11 protein-coding genes are annotated in these 14118 nt (G+C 73.2%); 5 read left to right on the top strand and 6 right to left on the bottom strand.

Translation table 11 applies throughout. From position 1 onward, the window contains the following. Positions 1-14 precede the first annotated feature (14 nt). On the top strand, positions 15-599 hold the full coding sequence (locus AABA78_RS15330) for a hypothetical protein (protein WP_120524407.1): 585 nt from the start codon (positions 15-17) through the stop codon (positions 597-599). Next, positions 596-2233: a collagen binding domain-containing protein gene (locus tag AABA78_RS15325; protein WP_338263823.1), complete on the top strand. Its 1638-nt coding sequence runs from the start codon at positions 596-598 to the stop codon at positions 2231-2233. Before AABA78_RS15330 ends, AABA78_RS15325 begins: the two co-directional genes overlap by 4 nt. Positions 2234-2244: 11 nt before the next feature. On the opposite strand, the gene AABA78_RS15320 is transcribed toward AABA78_RS15325, so the two are convergent. From AABA78_RS15320 to AABA78_RS15310, 3 genes are all read right to left on the bottom strand, one after another. After that, entirely contained in the window at positions 2245-2754 is a 510-nt protein-coding gene (locus AABA78_RS15320; RefSeq protein WP_171413611.1) for a hypothetical protein, read from the bottom strand. Between the two features lie 99 nt (positions 2755-2853). After that, positions 2854-3837, bottom strand: coding sequence for a tetratricopeptide repeat protein (locus AABA78_RS15315; protein ID WP_338263822.1), 984 nt, complete (start codon positions 3835-3837; stop codon positions 2854-2856). A gap of 176 nt (positions 3838-4013) precedes the next feature. Next, positions 4014-4739 carry a hypothetical protein gene (locus AABA78_RS15310; protein WP_171413613.1) on the bottom strand — a complete coding sequence of 242 codons (726 nt, stop codon included), beginning with the start codon at positions 4737-4739 and terminating at the stop codon, positions 4014-4016. A 191-nt stretch (positions 4740-4930) separates the two neighbouring features. Between AABA78_RS15310 and AABA78_RS15305 the strand changes: the two genes are divergently transcribed. Beyond that, on the top strand, positions 4931-5356 hold the full coding sequence (locus tag AABA78_RS15305; RefSeq protein ID WP_338263821.1) for a YciI family protein: 426 nt from the start codon (positions 4931-4933) through the stop codon (positions 5354-5356). Positions 5357-5360: 4 nt separating this feature from the next. On the opposite strand, the gene mutL is transcribed toward AABA78_RS15305, so the two are convergent. Continuing rightward, the gene (gene mutL / locus AABA78_RS15300; RefSeq protein WP_338263820.1) at positions 5361-7247 is read right to left on the bottom strand and encodes a DNA mismatch repair endonuclease MutL; all 1887 of its coding nucleotides are present in this window, start codon (positions 7245-7247) and stop codon (positions 5361-5363) included. A gap of 102 nt (positions 7248-7349) precedes the next feature. Here mutL and AABA78_RS15295 point away from each other — a divergent pair, with 102 nt between their 5' ends. Together AABA78_RS15295 and AABA78_RS15290 are read left to right on the top strand one after the other, a co-directional pair. Continuing rightward, positions 7350-8321, top strand: coding sequence for an SDR family oxidoreductase (locus AABA78_RS15295; protein WP_171413616.1), 972 nt, complete (start codon positions 7350-7352; stop codon positions 8319-8321). Continuing rightward, complete coding sequence (locus AABA78_RS15290) at positions 8318-10432, top strand: 1-acyl-sn-glycerol-3-phosphate acyltransferase (protein WP_338263819.1); 2115 nt, start codon at positions 8318-8320, stop codon at positions 10430-10432. The genes AABA78_RS15295 and AABA78_RS15290 overlap by 4 nt, the downstream gene beginning before the upstream one ends. A gap of 45 nt (positions 10433-10477) precedes the next feature. Here the strand turns inward: AABA78_RS15290 and AABA78_RS15285 are convergent, their stop codons facing one another. Then, the gene (locus AABA78_RS15285; RefSeq protein WP_171413618.1) at positions 10478-11356 is read right to left on the bottom strand and encodes a GGDEF domain-containing protein; all 879 of its coding nucleotides are present in this window, start codon (positions 11354-11356) and stop codon (positions 10478-10480) included. A 97-nt stretch (positions 11357-11453) separates the two neighbouring features. Then, a complete protein-coding gene (locus AABA78_RS15280; RefSeq protein ID WP_338263818.1) occupies positions 11454-14045 on the bottom strand; it encodes a carboxypeptidase-like regulatory domain-containing protein in 2592 nt (863 codons plus the stop codon). Positions 14046-14118 lie beyond the last annotated feature (73 nt).

Raw genomic sequence — 14118 nt, 5'->3', positions numbered from 1 at the left:
CTCAAAGCCACGCCATGCACCGCCACGCGCCGCGACAGTCCCGGGGCATCCTCCAGCCGCTCGTGGCGGCGCTGGGACTGGCGGCCCTCGCGGCGGGTTCCGGCTGCCTCATCCCCCAGGACGAGGCGCTGCTGGAGAGCGTGCCCCAGTTCCGCAACCGGCCGCCGCGCGTCCTGGAGGAGCAGGTGGAGCCCTCCGAGCGCATCCTCCGCGCCTTCGGCGTGGGCAGCTGCACGCAGGACTTCAACGTGGTGGTGGAGGACCTGGACGTCGACGACCGCATCACCGTGGAGTGGTACGTGGACTACAACCCGTCCAACCCCACGGGCTTCTACCGGCAGATCGTCCTCGCCAACACCGGCCAGCCCCGGCGCGACGACCGCGGCACCCTGCGCATGGACCTGCGCTCGGCCAACAACCCGCTGGCCCCGCCGGGCATCCACCTGGTGGAGGCGCTCGTGACGGACCGGCACCTCACCAACCGCCAGCCGGATCCACCGGAGGAGGTCTTCCTCGCGGACGGCGGCGTGGTGAAGAACCCGGGCTTCGTCACCTCCTACTCGTGGGTGGTGAACACGGTGGCGGGGGACTGCCAGTGAGGCGCGCGCTCGGGGCCCTGGCGCTGGCGCTCGGGCTGACCGGGGCCGGGTGCGCGTTCCTGGAGGACGAACCGCCACCGCCCCAGCTGGTGTGCCGCTCCGACGCGGAGTGCGCCGCGGGCCAGGTGTGCTTCGTGGACGGCTGCGGCAACCCCGGCGGCGACATCGTCGTGGAGGTGCAGCCCCTGCCCAAGGCGGGCCTGCTCGCGCAGGACTTCCCGGTGGACCGGCTGCGGCCGGAGCAGAACCTGGAGCTGTTCAGCCCCGTGCGCCTGCGCGGCGAGGTGTCGCGAGGCGCCGCCGCCACGGCGGATGGCGGCACGGCCCCCGTCCCCTACCGCGCCCCCGTCCACCTGCTCGCCACGGGGGAGAGCCGCCTCATCCCGGGCGTCGCGCGGCGCTACGAGACGACACTCACCCCGGACGACGGCGCATGGGCGCTGCCCGTGGGCAGCGGCGACTACACGGTGACGCTCACGCCGCTGGACACCGCGCTGCCGCCGCTGTCGCGCACCGCCTCCGTGGACCCCGCCACGGGCGGCACGGTGACGTTCGACCTGCCCACCGCCTCGCGCGTCGTGACGCTCGCGGGGACGCTGGTGCTCCAGGGCTCGCGGAAGGTGGCCGCGGACATGGAGGTGCAGGCGCTGGATGAGTTGCTGCGCCCGCTGTCCCAGCGCGCCCGCGTGGCCCGCGACACGGGCGCGTTCCAGCTGGCGCTCAGCGTGGAGGACGCCTCGCGCGACACGGTGCTCCTGCGCGCGACCCCCGTGAGCGCCGGGGACCTGATGCCCTGGAAGACCTTCGTGGTGGAGCCGTCCCGCATCCCCTCCTCCCCGCTGGAGCTGGGGGACCCCGGAGCGGCCGTGCGCGTGGAGGGCCGCGTACTGGAGACGGACGGACAGACCCCCATGGCCGGCGCGCGCGTGGCGCTCCAGGGCCGCGTGGCCGGCGGCGGCACGTTCCAGGGCCAGCCGGTGCTGACGGACGCCCAGGGGCGCTATCAGCTCCTGTCGCTGCCCGCCGCCGAGGACTCCACGCTCACGCTCGTCGTGGTCCCCCCGCCGGGCTCGCCCTCGCGCCTGACGCTCCAGCCGGTGGCGGTGGCGCAGGTGGACACGGCGCTGCCGGACGTGACGTGCCCGGCGCGCAGGGGCGTCGTCGGCAGCGTGAAGAACCCGGAGGGCACGGGCCCCGCGTCGGGCGTGCGCATCGTGGTGGAGCCGGTGGGCGCCCTCACCGGCTGGCCGCAGCCGCCCGTGGGCTTCGAGTCCCCCCTCACCACCAACAGCGAGGGCCGCTTCGAGCTGGCCCTGGACCCGGGCGAGTACCGGCTGGACTTCCTGCCCGGGGAGAACCTGCCGCGCGTCAGCCGCTTCGTCACCGTGCCGGCGGGCGCCGACGACACGGCGCCGCTGGAGCTGGCGGCGTTCACCCTGTCGCGGGGCCGTTCGTTGAGCGGCCGCATCACCCTGCCCCCGGACCCAGCGGTGGCGCCGGACGGCGTCGCGGCGAACGCGTCCGTGCGCTTCTTCCGCGTGGTGACGGTGGCGGGACGGCCGGACTCCATCCTGCTGGCGCAGACGGTGTCCGACAGCACGGGGCGCTACTCCACCGTGCTGCCCACGCGCTGAACGCGGGCGGCCTAGCGGCCGCTGTCCATGCGGCGCGCGGTGTCGAAGGCGGCGTGCAGCGCGTCCACCGCGCCGCCCACCTCGCCCGCGTACTGCACCGCGTGGATGGTGTAGAGGTCCTGCACCCGCGTGAGGTGGCGGTACACCTTGCGCAGCTCCACGCGCGTCGGGTCCCTCGACTCCAGGGCGCACTCAGACTCGGACTTGCGCACGCGCGTCAGCCAGTCGGTGCGGAAGCGCATCCACTCCTGGTCGACCTTGCGGGCGGGGAGGACGTGCACGAGCTTCTCGCGCTCGGCCTCCAGGTCCTTCCAGTGCGCGTCCGCGGCGTCCAGGCACTCGCGCACGGTGAGGGGCGGAGTCACGGCCGGGGGCCGCTCGGGCGTCATCGCCGCGACGGAGTGCCCCACGTTCCAGATCATCCACAGCGAGAACAGCGTGGCCAGCGTGATGTGGACCCCGTACGCGGCGCCACGGTAGGTGCGGAAGCGGGGGTCTTTCCGAGGGTCGGGAGCGGACACGGGGCCCAGGTCTTACGACCCTGGACCCCGGGTGGCAATCCTTCCCTTGCACACCGTCCGGAAGCGCAAAGGCACCGGACGGCGGCGGGCTTCCGGGGACTACTGGCCCGCGGGGGCCGTCTGCACGGCCGGGGTGGCCTGCGGCGCGCCAGCCGGCGCGGCGGCGGGCAGCGCGGCGGCGTCGGTGCCACCGGAGGCGGCGCGCTTCGCGGAGCTCAGGCGGCCGCGGAACTGCGACAGGTACTGGGTGGCCGGGTACGTGGCCAGCGCGTCGCGCACCGTGTCCGCCGCCTTATCGAACGCGCCCGTCTCCTGGTACGACTGGGCGAGCAGCAGCATGGCGTAGTCGCGCGTCTTGGACTTCTTGTCGCCTTCCACGAAGCGGGCCAGCAGCGGCACGGCCTTGTCGTGCTGACGCAGCTGGTTGTAGGCGGTGCCCAGGAAGAAGGACGCGTCCAGCGCGTCGGCCTCCTGCGGGTTCATGGCCAGGAAGCGCGACAGGTTCTCCACCACGGCGGGCATCTCGTTCTTGCGGAAGGCGATCTTCCCGCGCTCCAGGGCGGCGTCGCCCGTCTCGCGGCGCAGGATGGCGGCGCGGTCGTTGAGGGCCTGGCGCTCCAGCGAGGACAGCTTCGACGTGTCCAGCTTCACCAGCGCGTCGATGCCCTTGAGGCGCTCGTCACCCGGCAGCGTGGTCATCATCTTGTAGACCTCACCCGCGGCGCGCTGGGACGTCAGGTGCGCGGTGGTGTCCGCGCGCTGCTTCTCCAGCTGCCCGGAGAGGTCCGCCACCTGCTTCTCCAGCCGCTCGCGCTCGTTGGTGTTGCTGGAGCTGCGCGCGCCGTTCACCAGGACCGCGCCACCGACCGCCAGCACCGCGAAGAGCGCGTAGGCCACCGCCGAGGAGAGCCACTGCCGCTTCTGGAAGTCCTCGTGACGCTTGCCAACCGCCTTCACCTCCGCGTGGAGGTTCTTCAGCAGGTTGTCCGTCTTGATGACGAGGTTGCGCGACTCGATGACCTCGCGGCGGAGCTCGGAGAGTTCCTTCTCGACGTCAGTCTTCGGCTGTTCAGAGGGGGGCATGGACATCTTCCTGGGACCGGAAATGACTTCGGCCGACTCACGCATGCTAGGGGACTCTCCGGGATGAGGGGCGGGTTCTTTTGTCGCTCCCCAACAGAGCCCGCCGTGCACACCATTCCCCGGACTCCCCGCTTCGTTACCGCTCGCCTGCTCTCGCGTTGGAACTTTCCACGACGCTAGAAGTGGCTCACCGGCCGGGACGGATCCGGAGGGAACGCATAGGTCACACCGAGCGCGAACCCGCTGCCGCCGTGGCTGAAGCTGAAGGGCCCCGCCCACTTCGCCGCGTCCGGGGACTCCACGGGGCCGCGCAGGAACGTGAAGCGGTATTCGGCGGTAAGGCCCCACTTCGCGGACAGGCGGAGCGTGGCGCCAAGCGAGCCCACCCAGGCCTGGGTGACCTTCTCCTGGAGCGCCGAGCCCTCGCGCTTCGAGGAGATGACCGTGGGCCCCGTGAGCAGGCCCGCGAAGGGCACCAGCCCCTGCGGCCCGATGTCCAGCACGCCCTGGAAGCGCAGCCCGATGAGCGCGCCGTAGCTGGTGGTGCTGACCTTGCGGGACACGGCGCCCCCGTCGACAGGCTCGCTCAGGCGCAGATTCTGGGCGCTGCCGAAGAGGTCGATGCCCACCTCCACCAGGTCCGACATCGCGTACGCGAACGTGGCCACGCCGAAGGGCGCCCCCGTGGAGTCCGACGCGCGCTCCAGGCCGTTGCCTGGCCCCTTGGCGCCATACCAGGCGTCGTTCAGCGTGCCGTTGGACGTGAGCCGGTAGCCGGCGAGCACGGTGATGCGGCCCACGCCGTCCAGGTCGGTGGGGGCGCGCTCCCCGCCCAGGTCCTCGTCCTGGGCGAGGACGGGCGCTGCGGCGAGGGCGAGGAGGAGCGGCAGACGGCGGAGCATCAAGGCGCGGAACCCGGGGCTTTCTGCCGGCACGGGCGCACACGGCCCGGTGCTACAGGCGTGTCGCACACCGTAGCCGGGGGCCCTGCCGCGTCAACTTTCCGGTTCGTTCCCCGCCGTGTCGATTTGGCGGCCTACCATTCGTCGCCCTTTTGAAACCGACGTTGAACCCGACGTTCCAGGAGACCCCCATGCGCTTCATGATGCTCGTCAAGGCGACCCCCGAAAGCGAGACCGGCCGGCTTCCCACGACGGAGGAGCTGACCACGATGGGCAAGTACAACGAGGAGCTGGTGAAGGCCGGCATCCTGCTCGCGGGCGAAGGGCTCCACCCCAGCACCAGGGGCGCCCGCGTGACGTTCTCCGCCAAGGGCGCCACGGTGACGGACGGCCCCTTCACGGAGACGAAGGAGCTGGTCTCCGGCTTCTGGATCATCGAGGTGAAGTCGCGCGAGGAGGCCATCGCCTGGGCCCGCCGCATCCCCTTCAAGGACGGCCAGGTGGAGGTGCGCCAGGTGGCCTCCGCGGAGGACTTCGCGCCCAGCGACCCCACGGGCGAGCTGCGCGCGAAGGAGGAGGAACTGCGCGCGCAGGTCGAGGCGAAGGCCAGGGCCTGAGCCGTCAGCGCGCGCGCCGCTCCAGCTCCAGGAGCGGCATCTCCAGCACCACCACCGTGCCGTGCGTGCACGGTGGCGTGAAGTCCGCGCGGTCCAGCTCCCCCAGCAGCGCGCGCAGCTGCGCGTCGGTGAGCGGCGACGAGGACGCGCGGCGAGCGGCGTGACAGGCCATCACGCGCACGGCCTCCGCGAGGCTCGTGACGTCCAGCGGAGCGCTGCGCGGAGGCAGCGCGCGCGACAGGGCCTCCAGGAGCGCGCGAGGGTCCACGCCCTCCAGGCCCGGGGGCACCGACTTGAGCGCGAGCGCGGTGCCGCCGAAGGGCTCCACGTCCACGCCCAGCTTGAGCAGCGCCTCGCGGCCGTCCACCAGCGCCTTCACCGCGGCGAGTGACAGGTCCACCGTGGTGCCGAACAGCGACGGCGGCGGCGCCTTCGTGTCGTCGTCCAGCCGGCGCAGGTACGCGGTGAGGCGCGCACGCTCCAGCGCGGCGTGCGGATCCAGCACCACCAGCGTGCCGCCAGGGCCCTCGCAGACGTGGAAGCGGCTGCCCAGGAGGCCCATGGGGCGCAGCGCCGCGAAGTAACCCGGGGGCGGCGCCTCGTTGAGCTGCGGCTGGGCCTCGCCGAACGCGGGCGAGCGGCCCGGCACCTGCGGGCCCTGGAACGGACCGGGGAACGCACTGCCCTGCGCGCCGCCATTCGGCGAGAAGTAGGACGGCGTCAGCGGGCGCGCGGGCATGGAACCGCCCGGGCCTCCCGGTGCGTCCATCGCGGTGGGCAGCGGCGCGCCCCAGGTGGCCTCCTGCGCGCGGGTGAGGAAGCGCTCCACGGCGTGCGCGTAGTGCGCGGCGTCGCGGGGCTGGGGGTTCGCGGCCTGCTGCTCGGGCGTGCCCAGCCAGGGGGCCGCGCGCAGCACGCGAGAGAGGGCGGCGCTGATGGCGTCCTGCACGCCCCGGGCGTCCGCGAAGCGCACCTCCATCTTCTGGGGGTGCACGTTGACGTCCACCGCGCGGGGCTCCACGTCGATGTGCAGCACCACCACCGGCTGGCGGCCCGCGGGCAGGAAGTCCTGGAACGCGCGCTGCACGGTGCTGATGAGGCCGCGGTCGCGGATGTAGCGGCGGTTGACGAAGGTGTAGAGCCCGCGCGCGTTGGGCAGCGTGTACTCCGGCGACGCGAGGTAGCCCGTGACGACGACGCCCAGCCGGCGCTCCTCCACCGGGAACAGGTGCGGGAAGGACGCGGGGCCCAGGGCCGCGGCGATCCGCTCGCGCGGATCATGTTCGCTGACCGGGCTCGAGAACAGCTCGTTGCCCTCGTGCGAGGCGAAGAAGCCGACCTCCGGGTACGCGAGCGCCAGGCGCACCACGGCCTCCTCGCAGTGCTTGAGCTCGGTGGCGCCCTGGCGCATGAACTTGCGGCGCGCGGGCACGTTGAAGAAGAGGTCCTCCACGGTGATGACGGTGCCCACGCGGGGCGGCGCGTCCTCCACCGTGGGCGGGCCGCCGCCCTCCACCATGACCTTCGTGCCCTCGTGCGCGTCCGGCTCCGCGGTGTGCAGCGTGAAGCGGGACACCGACGCGATGGCGGGGATGGCCTCCCCCCGGAACCCCATGGAGTCGATGTGGAAGAGGTCGTCCAGCTCGCGCAGCTTGCTGGTGGCGTGGCGCTCCAGGCAGAGCGTGGCGTCCTCGCGGCTCATGCCGTGGCCGTCGTCGGAGATGGTGATGCGGCCCACGCCGCCGCCCTCCAGCTCCACGCGCACGGTGCGCGCGCCCGCGTCGAGCGAGTTCTCGCACAGCTCCTTCACCACGGAGGCGGGGCGTTCCACCACCTCGCCGGCGGCGATCTTGTTGATGAGCACGTCGCTCAGGCGCGCGATTCGGGACATGGCGATCAGCCACCCTCCGCGAACTGGAGGACGTTGTCCAGAACATCACTGGCGCGCTCGGCTGACATTCCCGGACGGCTGGGCTAACACCCGCCCCTGCGAATGGAAGTGATCCGAGCAGGCAAGGGCCCGATGCGCATCGCGGTGACAGGCGCCAATGGCGACTACGGCAAGCTGCTCCTGCCGAGGCTGGAAGCGGACCCCGACGTGGAGAGCATCCTCGTGCTGGACACGAAGGAGCCCCAGGGGACGAGCAAGGTGGAGTTCCACCGCGTGGACCTCACCCGCTACGACGCGGAAGCAGAGCTGACGGACGCGCTCACCGAGCGCCCCGTGGACGCCCTCTTCCACCTGGCGTTCCTCTTCGGGCCCATCCTCAACGGCCCGCTGGCGCACGAGCTGGAGGTCATCGGCACGATGAACGTGCTGACGGCGGTGGGCCGTGCCCGGCTGCCACGGCTGGTGGTGCCGTCGCTCACGGTGACGTACGGCGCTCGGGGCAACAACCCGGCGCTCCTGCGCGAGGGCTCCCCGCTGTTCGGCTGTCCGCACAGCCGGTTCGTGAACGACAAGGTGGAGGTCGAAGGCCAGGTGCGGGCCTTCCGCGAGCGGCACCCGGACACGCGCACGCTGGTGTTGCGGTTCGCCCCCCTGCTCGGCCGGAGCCTGGACAATCCAGTGACGCGGTTGCTGTCGCACGCCGTGGTGCCCACGCTTCTGGGATTCGACCCGCTGTGGCAGGCCCTCCACGAGGAGGACGCGGGCCGGGCGCTGCACCTGGCGCTCCGGGCGGAGGCGGCCGGGGAGTTCAACATCGTGGGGCGCGGGGTGTTGCCCCTGTCGGGGCTCATCCGCCAGGCGGGCGCGCGACCGCTCCCCCTGCCCGGGCCGTTGTTTCGTGGAGCACTTCGCGCGCTCGGGGTCGTGGGAGCGGGCACGTTGCCGGTGGCCCTGCTCGACTACATGCATTACTCCTGGGTCGCGGACGGGGAGCGCGCTGAGTCCGCGCTGGGGTTCGTGCCCCTCCACCACGTCAGGGACGCCGCCTCGGCGCTCAGAAGGAGCCAGTCATGACCAAGGGTGTCCTCGGGAATGATCCCTTCCAGCGGGGCGCCGCGCCTCGCACGGGCGAGGTGAAGGACGACGCGGCCGATTCGAAGGCCGCGAAGAAGTCCGCGGCATCGAAGTCCGCGAAGGGCGCGAAGCCAGCGGGCAAGGCGAAGAACGCCCGGGGCGGAGCGACGAAGTCCGGCGCGCAGGCGAAGGCGCCCAAGGGTGGCAAGGGCGCGGCGGCGAAGCAGGCCACCGCGACGCCGAAGACGCCCGCCGCCAAGGTCCACAAGTTCGAGGCGCGCACGAACGGGCACGGCAGCGTGAAGCAGGAGCAGGACGCGCGCGAGGCCGAGCACGCGGCGGGACAGCATCCCTCCGGCGAGGAGCGCTCTTCGCTGCGCGAGCCCGCCACGCCGGGGCCCTCTCCCGAGCTGGGGCCGTCGCGGCCCCAGGTCCTCGCGGACGAGGTGCACGGCTCGCGTCCGCGGGAGCGCACGGTGGACCGCGCCCTGACGGAGGCCATCGCCTCGGACGCGGCGGAGGCCGCCGCGAAGACGGCCGTGGACGAGGTCTTCGAAGGACGCCGGGGGCCGGACCGCGACATCGAGCGCGTGCTCGCGACGGAGCTCGTCGCCGAGGTGGCCGAGTCCGCCGTGCGGCAGGTCCTGGACGACGACAACGGCAGCGCCCCCGAGCGGGAACTCGCCGCCGCCGTCGCGACCCAGGTGGCCGAGGCCACCGCGGGCGTCGCCGTGGACGAGGTGCTGGACCGCCACGCCACCGGCCCCGAGGAGCGCGCCCTGTCCACCGCAGAGGACCGCGATGCCCGGGACCTCGACGAGGACGAAGGGACCGACGAGGTCTGGACCGCCGACGCCTGGCAGCGCGACCCGAAGGACGTGCCCCCTCCGGAGATCACCGAGGAGGTCTGGACCGCGGACGCGTGGAGCCGCGACCCGGAAGGCATGGCCGCTCCGACCGACCCCGACGAGGAGGATGACTTCGTCAGCGGCGTGGAGCGCGTCGAGGAGAACGGCGTGCACATCTCCGTCTCCATCATCGAGGGCGCGGCCCCGACGGACGTGGAGCCGGAGGTGGAGCTGCCCGACGAGTCCCACGACGAGCTGCCCCCCAGCCGCCGGCCGCTGTCGCTCGTGAGCGACCCTGGGGAAGAGCCCTTCCAGGAGGCCCCGGAACAGGAACAGCCCGCCGTCGACCGTCCGGAGGAACCCGCGCCGGCCGCGGGCTTCGCGGGCCGCGCGGCGGGCATGTTCTCCCTGGCGAAGGAGATCGCCGGTCAGGCGCTCGCGAGCGATGGCCTGGGCCGCGCCGTCGGGGCCATGCATGGCCTGATGGAGGCCGTGCGCACCAGCCTGGGCACCGGCGGAGGCAGCCGGCTGGATGACTACGGCAAGGACGCGGGGCTGGTGGAGAACCTCCAGCCCGTCCTGGACTTCCTCTACGAGCAGTACTGGCGCGTCTCCGTGGAGGGCGTGGATCAGGTGCCGCGCGGCGCCGCCATCCTCGTCGCCAACCACTCCGGCGCCCTGCCCTACGACGGGCTCGTGATGGCGCAGGCGCTCGCGCGGGAGCGCCCGGACCTGCTCGAGGCCCGCTGGCTCGTGGAGGATCAGGTCTTCCACGCGCCCATGCTCGGCACGCTCTTCAACCGCCTGGGCGCCGTGCGCGCCTCGCCGGAGAACGCGCTGCGGCTGCTCGACGAACGCCGGCCGCTCGTCGTCTTCCCGGAGGGCTACCAGGGCGCGAGCAAGCCGTTCGCGGAGCGCTACCGCCTCAAGCGCTTCGGCCGCGGCGGCTTCGTGAAGCTGGCCCTGCGCACGGGCGCGCCCATCGTCCCGGTGGCCATCGTCGGCGCGGAGGAGACGTCCCCGCTGCTGGGCCGCCTCCCGGGAGGCTTCCTCGGGTTCCCGTCGCTGCCGCTCACCGCGCCCGGCCCGCTGCCCGCCAAGTGGACCATCCGCTTCGGCGAGCCGCTGTCCATGGAGGGCCTGCCCCCGGAGGCCGCGGACGACCTGGGCGAGGTGCAGCGGCTCACGGAGCTGACCCGCGAGTCCATCCAGCGCATGCTCCAGGCCCTGCTGCGCGAGCGCCGCTCCGTCTTCGCGGGCTGAGGGCCCCGCGGTCCTCCGGGTCACCCGGGAGAAACGCCGGGGGCGTCAGCCGCAGACGCGGTTGCGCCCCTGGTTCTTCGCCTCGAAGAGGTGCTCGTCCGCGGCGCGCACCAGCTCCGCGGGCTCGCGGTGGTGCGGCTCCAGCGTGGCCACGCCCACCGACAGCGTGACGGGGATGACCTGCTTGTCGAACTCGAAGCGCTGCCGCTCCACCAGCTTGCGCACCTTCTCCGCGAGCTGACGGGCGCCGGTCAGCTGGATCTCCGGCAGGAGCAGCGCGAACTCCTCGCCGCCGTAGCGGGCGAAGACGTCCTCGCGCCGGATGCGCGTGCGCACGGTGGACGCCAGCTGCTTGAGCACCGAGTCCCCGGCGAGGTGCCCGTAGGTGTCGTTCACTTCCTTGAAGCGATCCAGGTCGAACATCACCAGCGACAGCACGCGCTCGTAGCGGCGGCTGCGGGAGATCTCCCGGTCCAGCTGCTCGTCGAAGTAGCGGCGGTTGTAGATCTGCGTCAGGCCGTCCATCGTGGTCAGCCGGTAGATCTCGTCGTGGTACGCCGCCTCGATGTTGCCGCCCGCGATGAACTTGAAGATGGTGCGGCCAATCTTCACCAGGTCGCCGTTCTGCAGCGACCGCGCCGACGCCGCGACGTCGTCGTTCACGAACGTGCCGTTGGTGGACCCCAGGTCCTCGATGCGCACGCCCTTGGTGGTGTTGGTGATGCGCGCGTGGTTGCGGCTCACCGCTTCCTGATCAATCTGGATGTCCGCCTTGGACGACCGGCCGATCAGCGTCTCCTCACGCGCCAGGTCGTACTTGCGTCCCAGATCCAGGCCGTAGATGACCACCAGCGCCGCGTCCAGGTTGACGGGGCGCTCGGAGATCTTCGAGATGACGGTGACGACCGTCTCATTCTGGCCCATGACGGAGGCAAACGTATCACCGCGCAATTCGCGAAAGCGAATTCACGGCCGGACCGGGTTGCCCCTCCAGGTCGCGCCCCCCTGCCCCCCCGGCCCGTCAGGGCACCCGCACCGTGCGCGCGGCGCTGACGGCGGGCCGCAGCGGCAGGTCCAGCAGATCCACCAGCGACGCCACCAGCGTCACCTCCGGCCCGGAGCAGGCGGCGGGCAGGCTGAGCGCCACCTCGCCCGACCGTGTGACCGTGTCGCCGCGCACCCGCGCGCCATCGCAGTCCGGACCGCCGCCACGCACGGTGAGCAGCACGGCCCCCTCGTCGCCGTTGGCGCTCTCCTTCCCCACCCGGAAGCCGTCCACCCGCACGCGCACGGTGGCGCCGCGCGCGAGCGACGCGTCCTCCGCGGGCTCCAGCCACGTCACCTGGGGACGTCCGTAGTTCAGCGTGGACGCGGCGCGCACCGCCGCGGCGAGCGGCTCGGGCGCCAGGCCCCCGGACTCCGCCAGCGCGGAGAGGTTCAGCGACCTGCCCTCGGGCGTGGCCACGGCCAGCGCCTCCACCGACAGCGACGCGCGCGAGCCCTCGGTGTCGCCCTGGAACGTGCGGTCCTCCAGGCCCGAGGGCGGCACGGGCAGGCGCACGCCGGTAACGGAGCGGCGGCCATCCACCCACACCGTCCAGCGCCGTCCCGCCGCGTTGGTGAACGTCGCGCGCACGAGCGTCGCCCCGGGCACCGTGGTGTCCATGCGCCACTCGCGCGGCAGCAGGCCGTGCCACGGCAGCGTGTCGGGGTTGTAGCGGGCGCGCTCGGGGATGCCGAGGAACGCGTCCGCGAGGGTCACCGGCTCCGTGCCCTCCGGATCGAAGTGGGGCGCATCCAGGGGCGCCATCACCGCGCTGGTGGCCTGGCCCATGGGCTCCTCGCCGCCCAGCGTCCCCGACGACGCGAGCGCGATCAGCCGGTACGCCTGGCCCTCCAGGCCGTGATGGGCCGGCGCCATGCGCACGCGCACGAAGCCCGGCGCGGCGAGCCCCGGCTGCGTGTCCGTGTACGGATCCACCGGGTTGAGGTTGACGGCGGCGCCCAGGCCCAGCGGCACGGTGCCGCGTCCGGGAGCGGCCACCGAGCCCAACACCAGGACGCGCCCCAGGTAGCCGTCGCGGAAGCGCGGAAGCGGCGGGACGCGGGTCACGAACGGGAAGGCCAGCGGCACCTGCCGGAAGTCCAGCGGCAGGAGCGGCGCCTGGACCGCCGGCTCCCCAGCGTCGGGGGAACGCAGGGCGAACTGCACGTCGCGCGACACGGCGGACGAGAACCGCCCCGACGGCGGCAGCGCGCGCGCCAGGAGCAGCAGCGGATCCGTGCCCGGCTCCATCATCCCCGCCGGCAGCTCCCGGGCCAGCACCTGCGCGGTGAGGGCCCAGAGCGTGCGCGTGCCGCAGCCCCCCGCGCGCGTGGCCGCGCCCGGATCCGCCACGTCCGCGAGCGCCGCGTCGCACACGCCCGCGATGCCCGGCACGTCCACGGACTCGGGCGCGAGGGCCCCCAGCCCGTTCACCCAGACGTTGGCGGGCACCTGGAACTGGCGCATCGCTCCGCCCAGCGTGAGGTCCACGGCCCGGTCGGAGCCCTGCACCTGCGCGGGGGCCGCCTGCGACAGGAGCCCCGGCACGGACAGCCCCGCCATCCCCAGGGACAGCGCCCCGTTCGTCACCGCGGGCGCCAGGTTGGTGAACCGGGCGCGCACCCCGCCCACGCGGTCCACCGGGTTGCGGCGCAGGGGCAGCCGCAGGTCGCGCGAGCCGCCCATGTCGTAGTTCGCCACCGTGAGGTAGCCGAAGTCCGGGTGGAAGACGGACAGCGTCGAATCGCTCCGCCCCGCGAGCACCGCCACGCCCCGCGCGTCCGTCGTCGCGCGCGCCGTCGCGCTGCCCAGCGCGTCCGCCACCACCACCGAGGCCGCCTCGACGGGGTGGCCCGTGAGCGCGTCCGTCACCACCACCCGCACCTGCCCCTCGGCCGTGTGCGGCGGCAGCACGGTGACGCTCGCGCGGCACGAGGCCGTGCCCACCCGGGCCTCCACCGCCTCCACCTCCAGGCCCGCCGAGTCCAGCGTGAACGTGGCCCCGGAACCGGAGCCGCCGCCCTTCACCAGCGCCGACACGGCGGACCAGGTGAGGCCGTCGCGCGGGACGACCGGCTCGCCCCGAGCATCCGTCACCCAGGCCTCGAAGCGCAGGGCGGTGCCCACGGGCGCGACGACGCGCTCGGGGACCACACGGCACGCCACGGCGGCGGACGGCGGCGGGGGCGGACGACAGGCGCCGTCGCGGCACACGTCCAGGCCGTCGCAGCCGTCATCTCCGGTGCACAGGGCCGGGACGCAGCGGCTGGCGTCACAGCGGCAGCCCAGCGCCTGCGTCTCACACGCGGCGATGGCGTTCAGCTCCCCCCGGCGCGTCACGGAGCAGTCGAGGTCCGTGCGGCACGCGGGCTCACAGCGCGACAGGGCCGTGTTGCAGAAGAACAGCGCCGGATCCGCGCAGTCCTGATCCACCGTGCAGGCATCGTCCGCCCATCCGCCTTGGATGAACGGCGCGTCCAGGTCGGACATCCCGCAGCCCATGGCGCACGCCAGCAGGCATGCGAGCACGAGGCCGGGGGACCGGACCGGAAGGGGGATGTGACGCATGGGAACTCCGAGGGGGACCGGCCTTGCCCCGACCTTACAGGGGGAAGGGCCGTGACGCGACCGGGATGGCGCC

This window comes from Corallococcus caeni (assembly GCF_036245865.1).
Classification (GTDB): Bacteria; Myxococcota; Myxococcia; order Myxococcales; family Myxococcaceae; genus Corallococcus; species Corallococcus caeni.
This window is presented reverse-complemented; position numbering and strand designations above follow the sequence as displayed.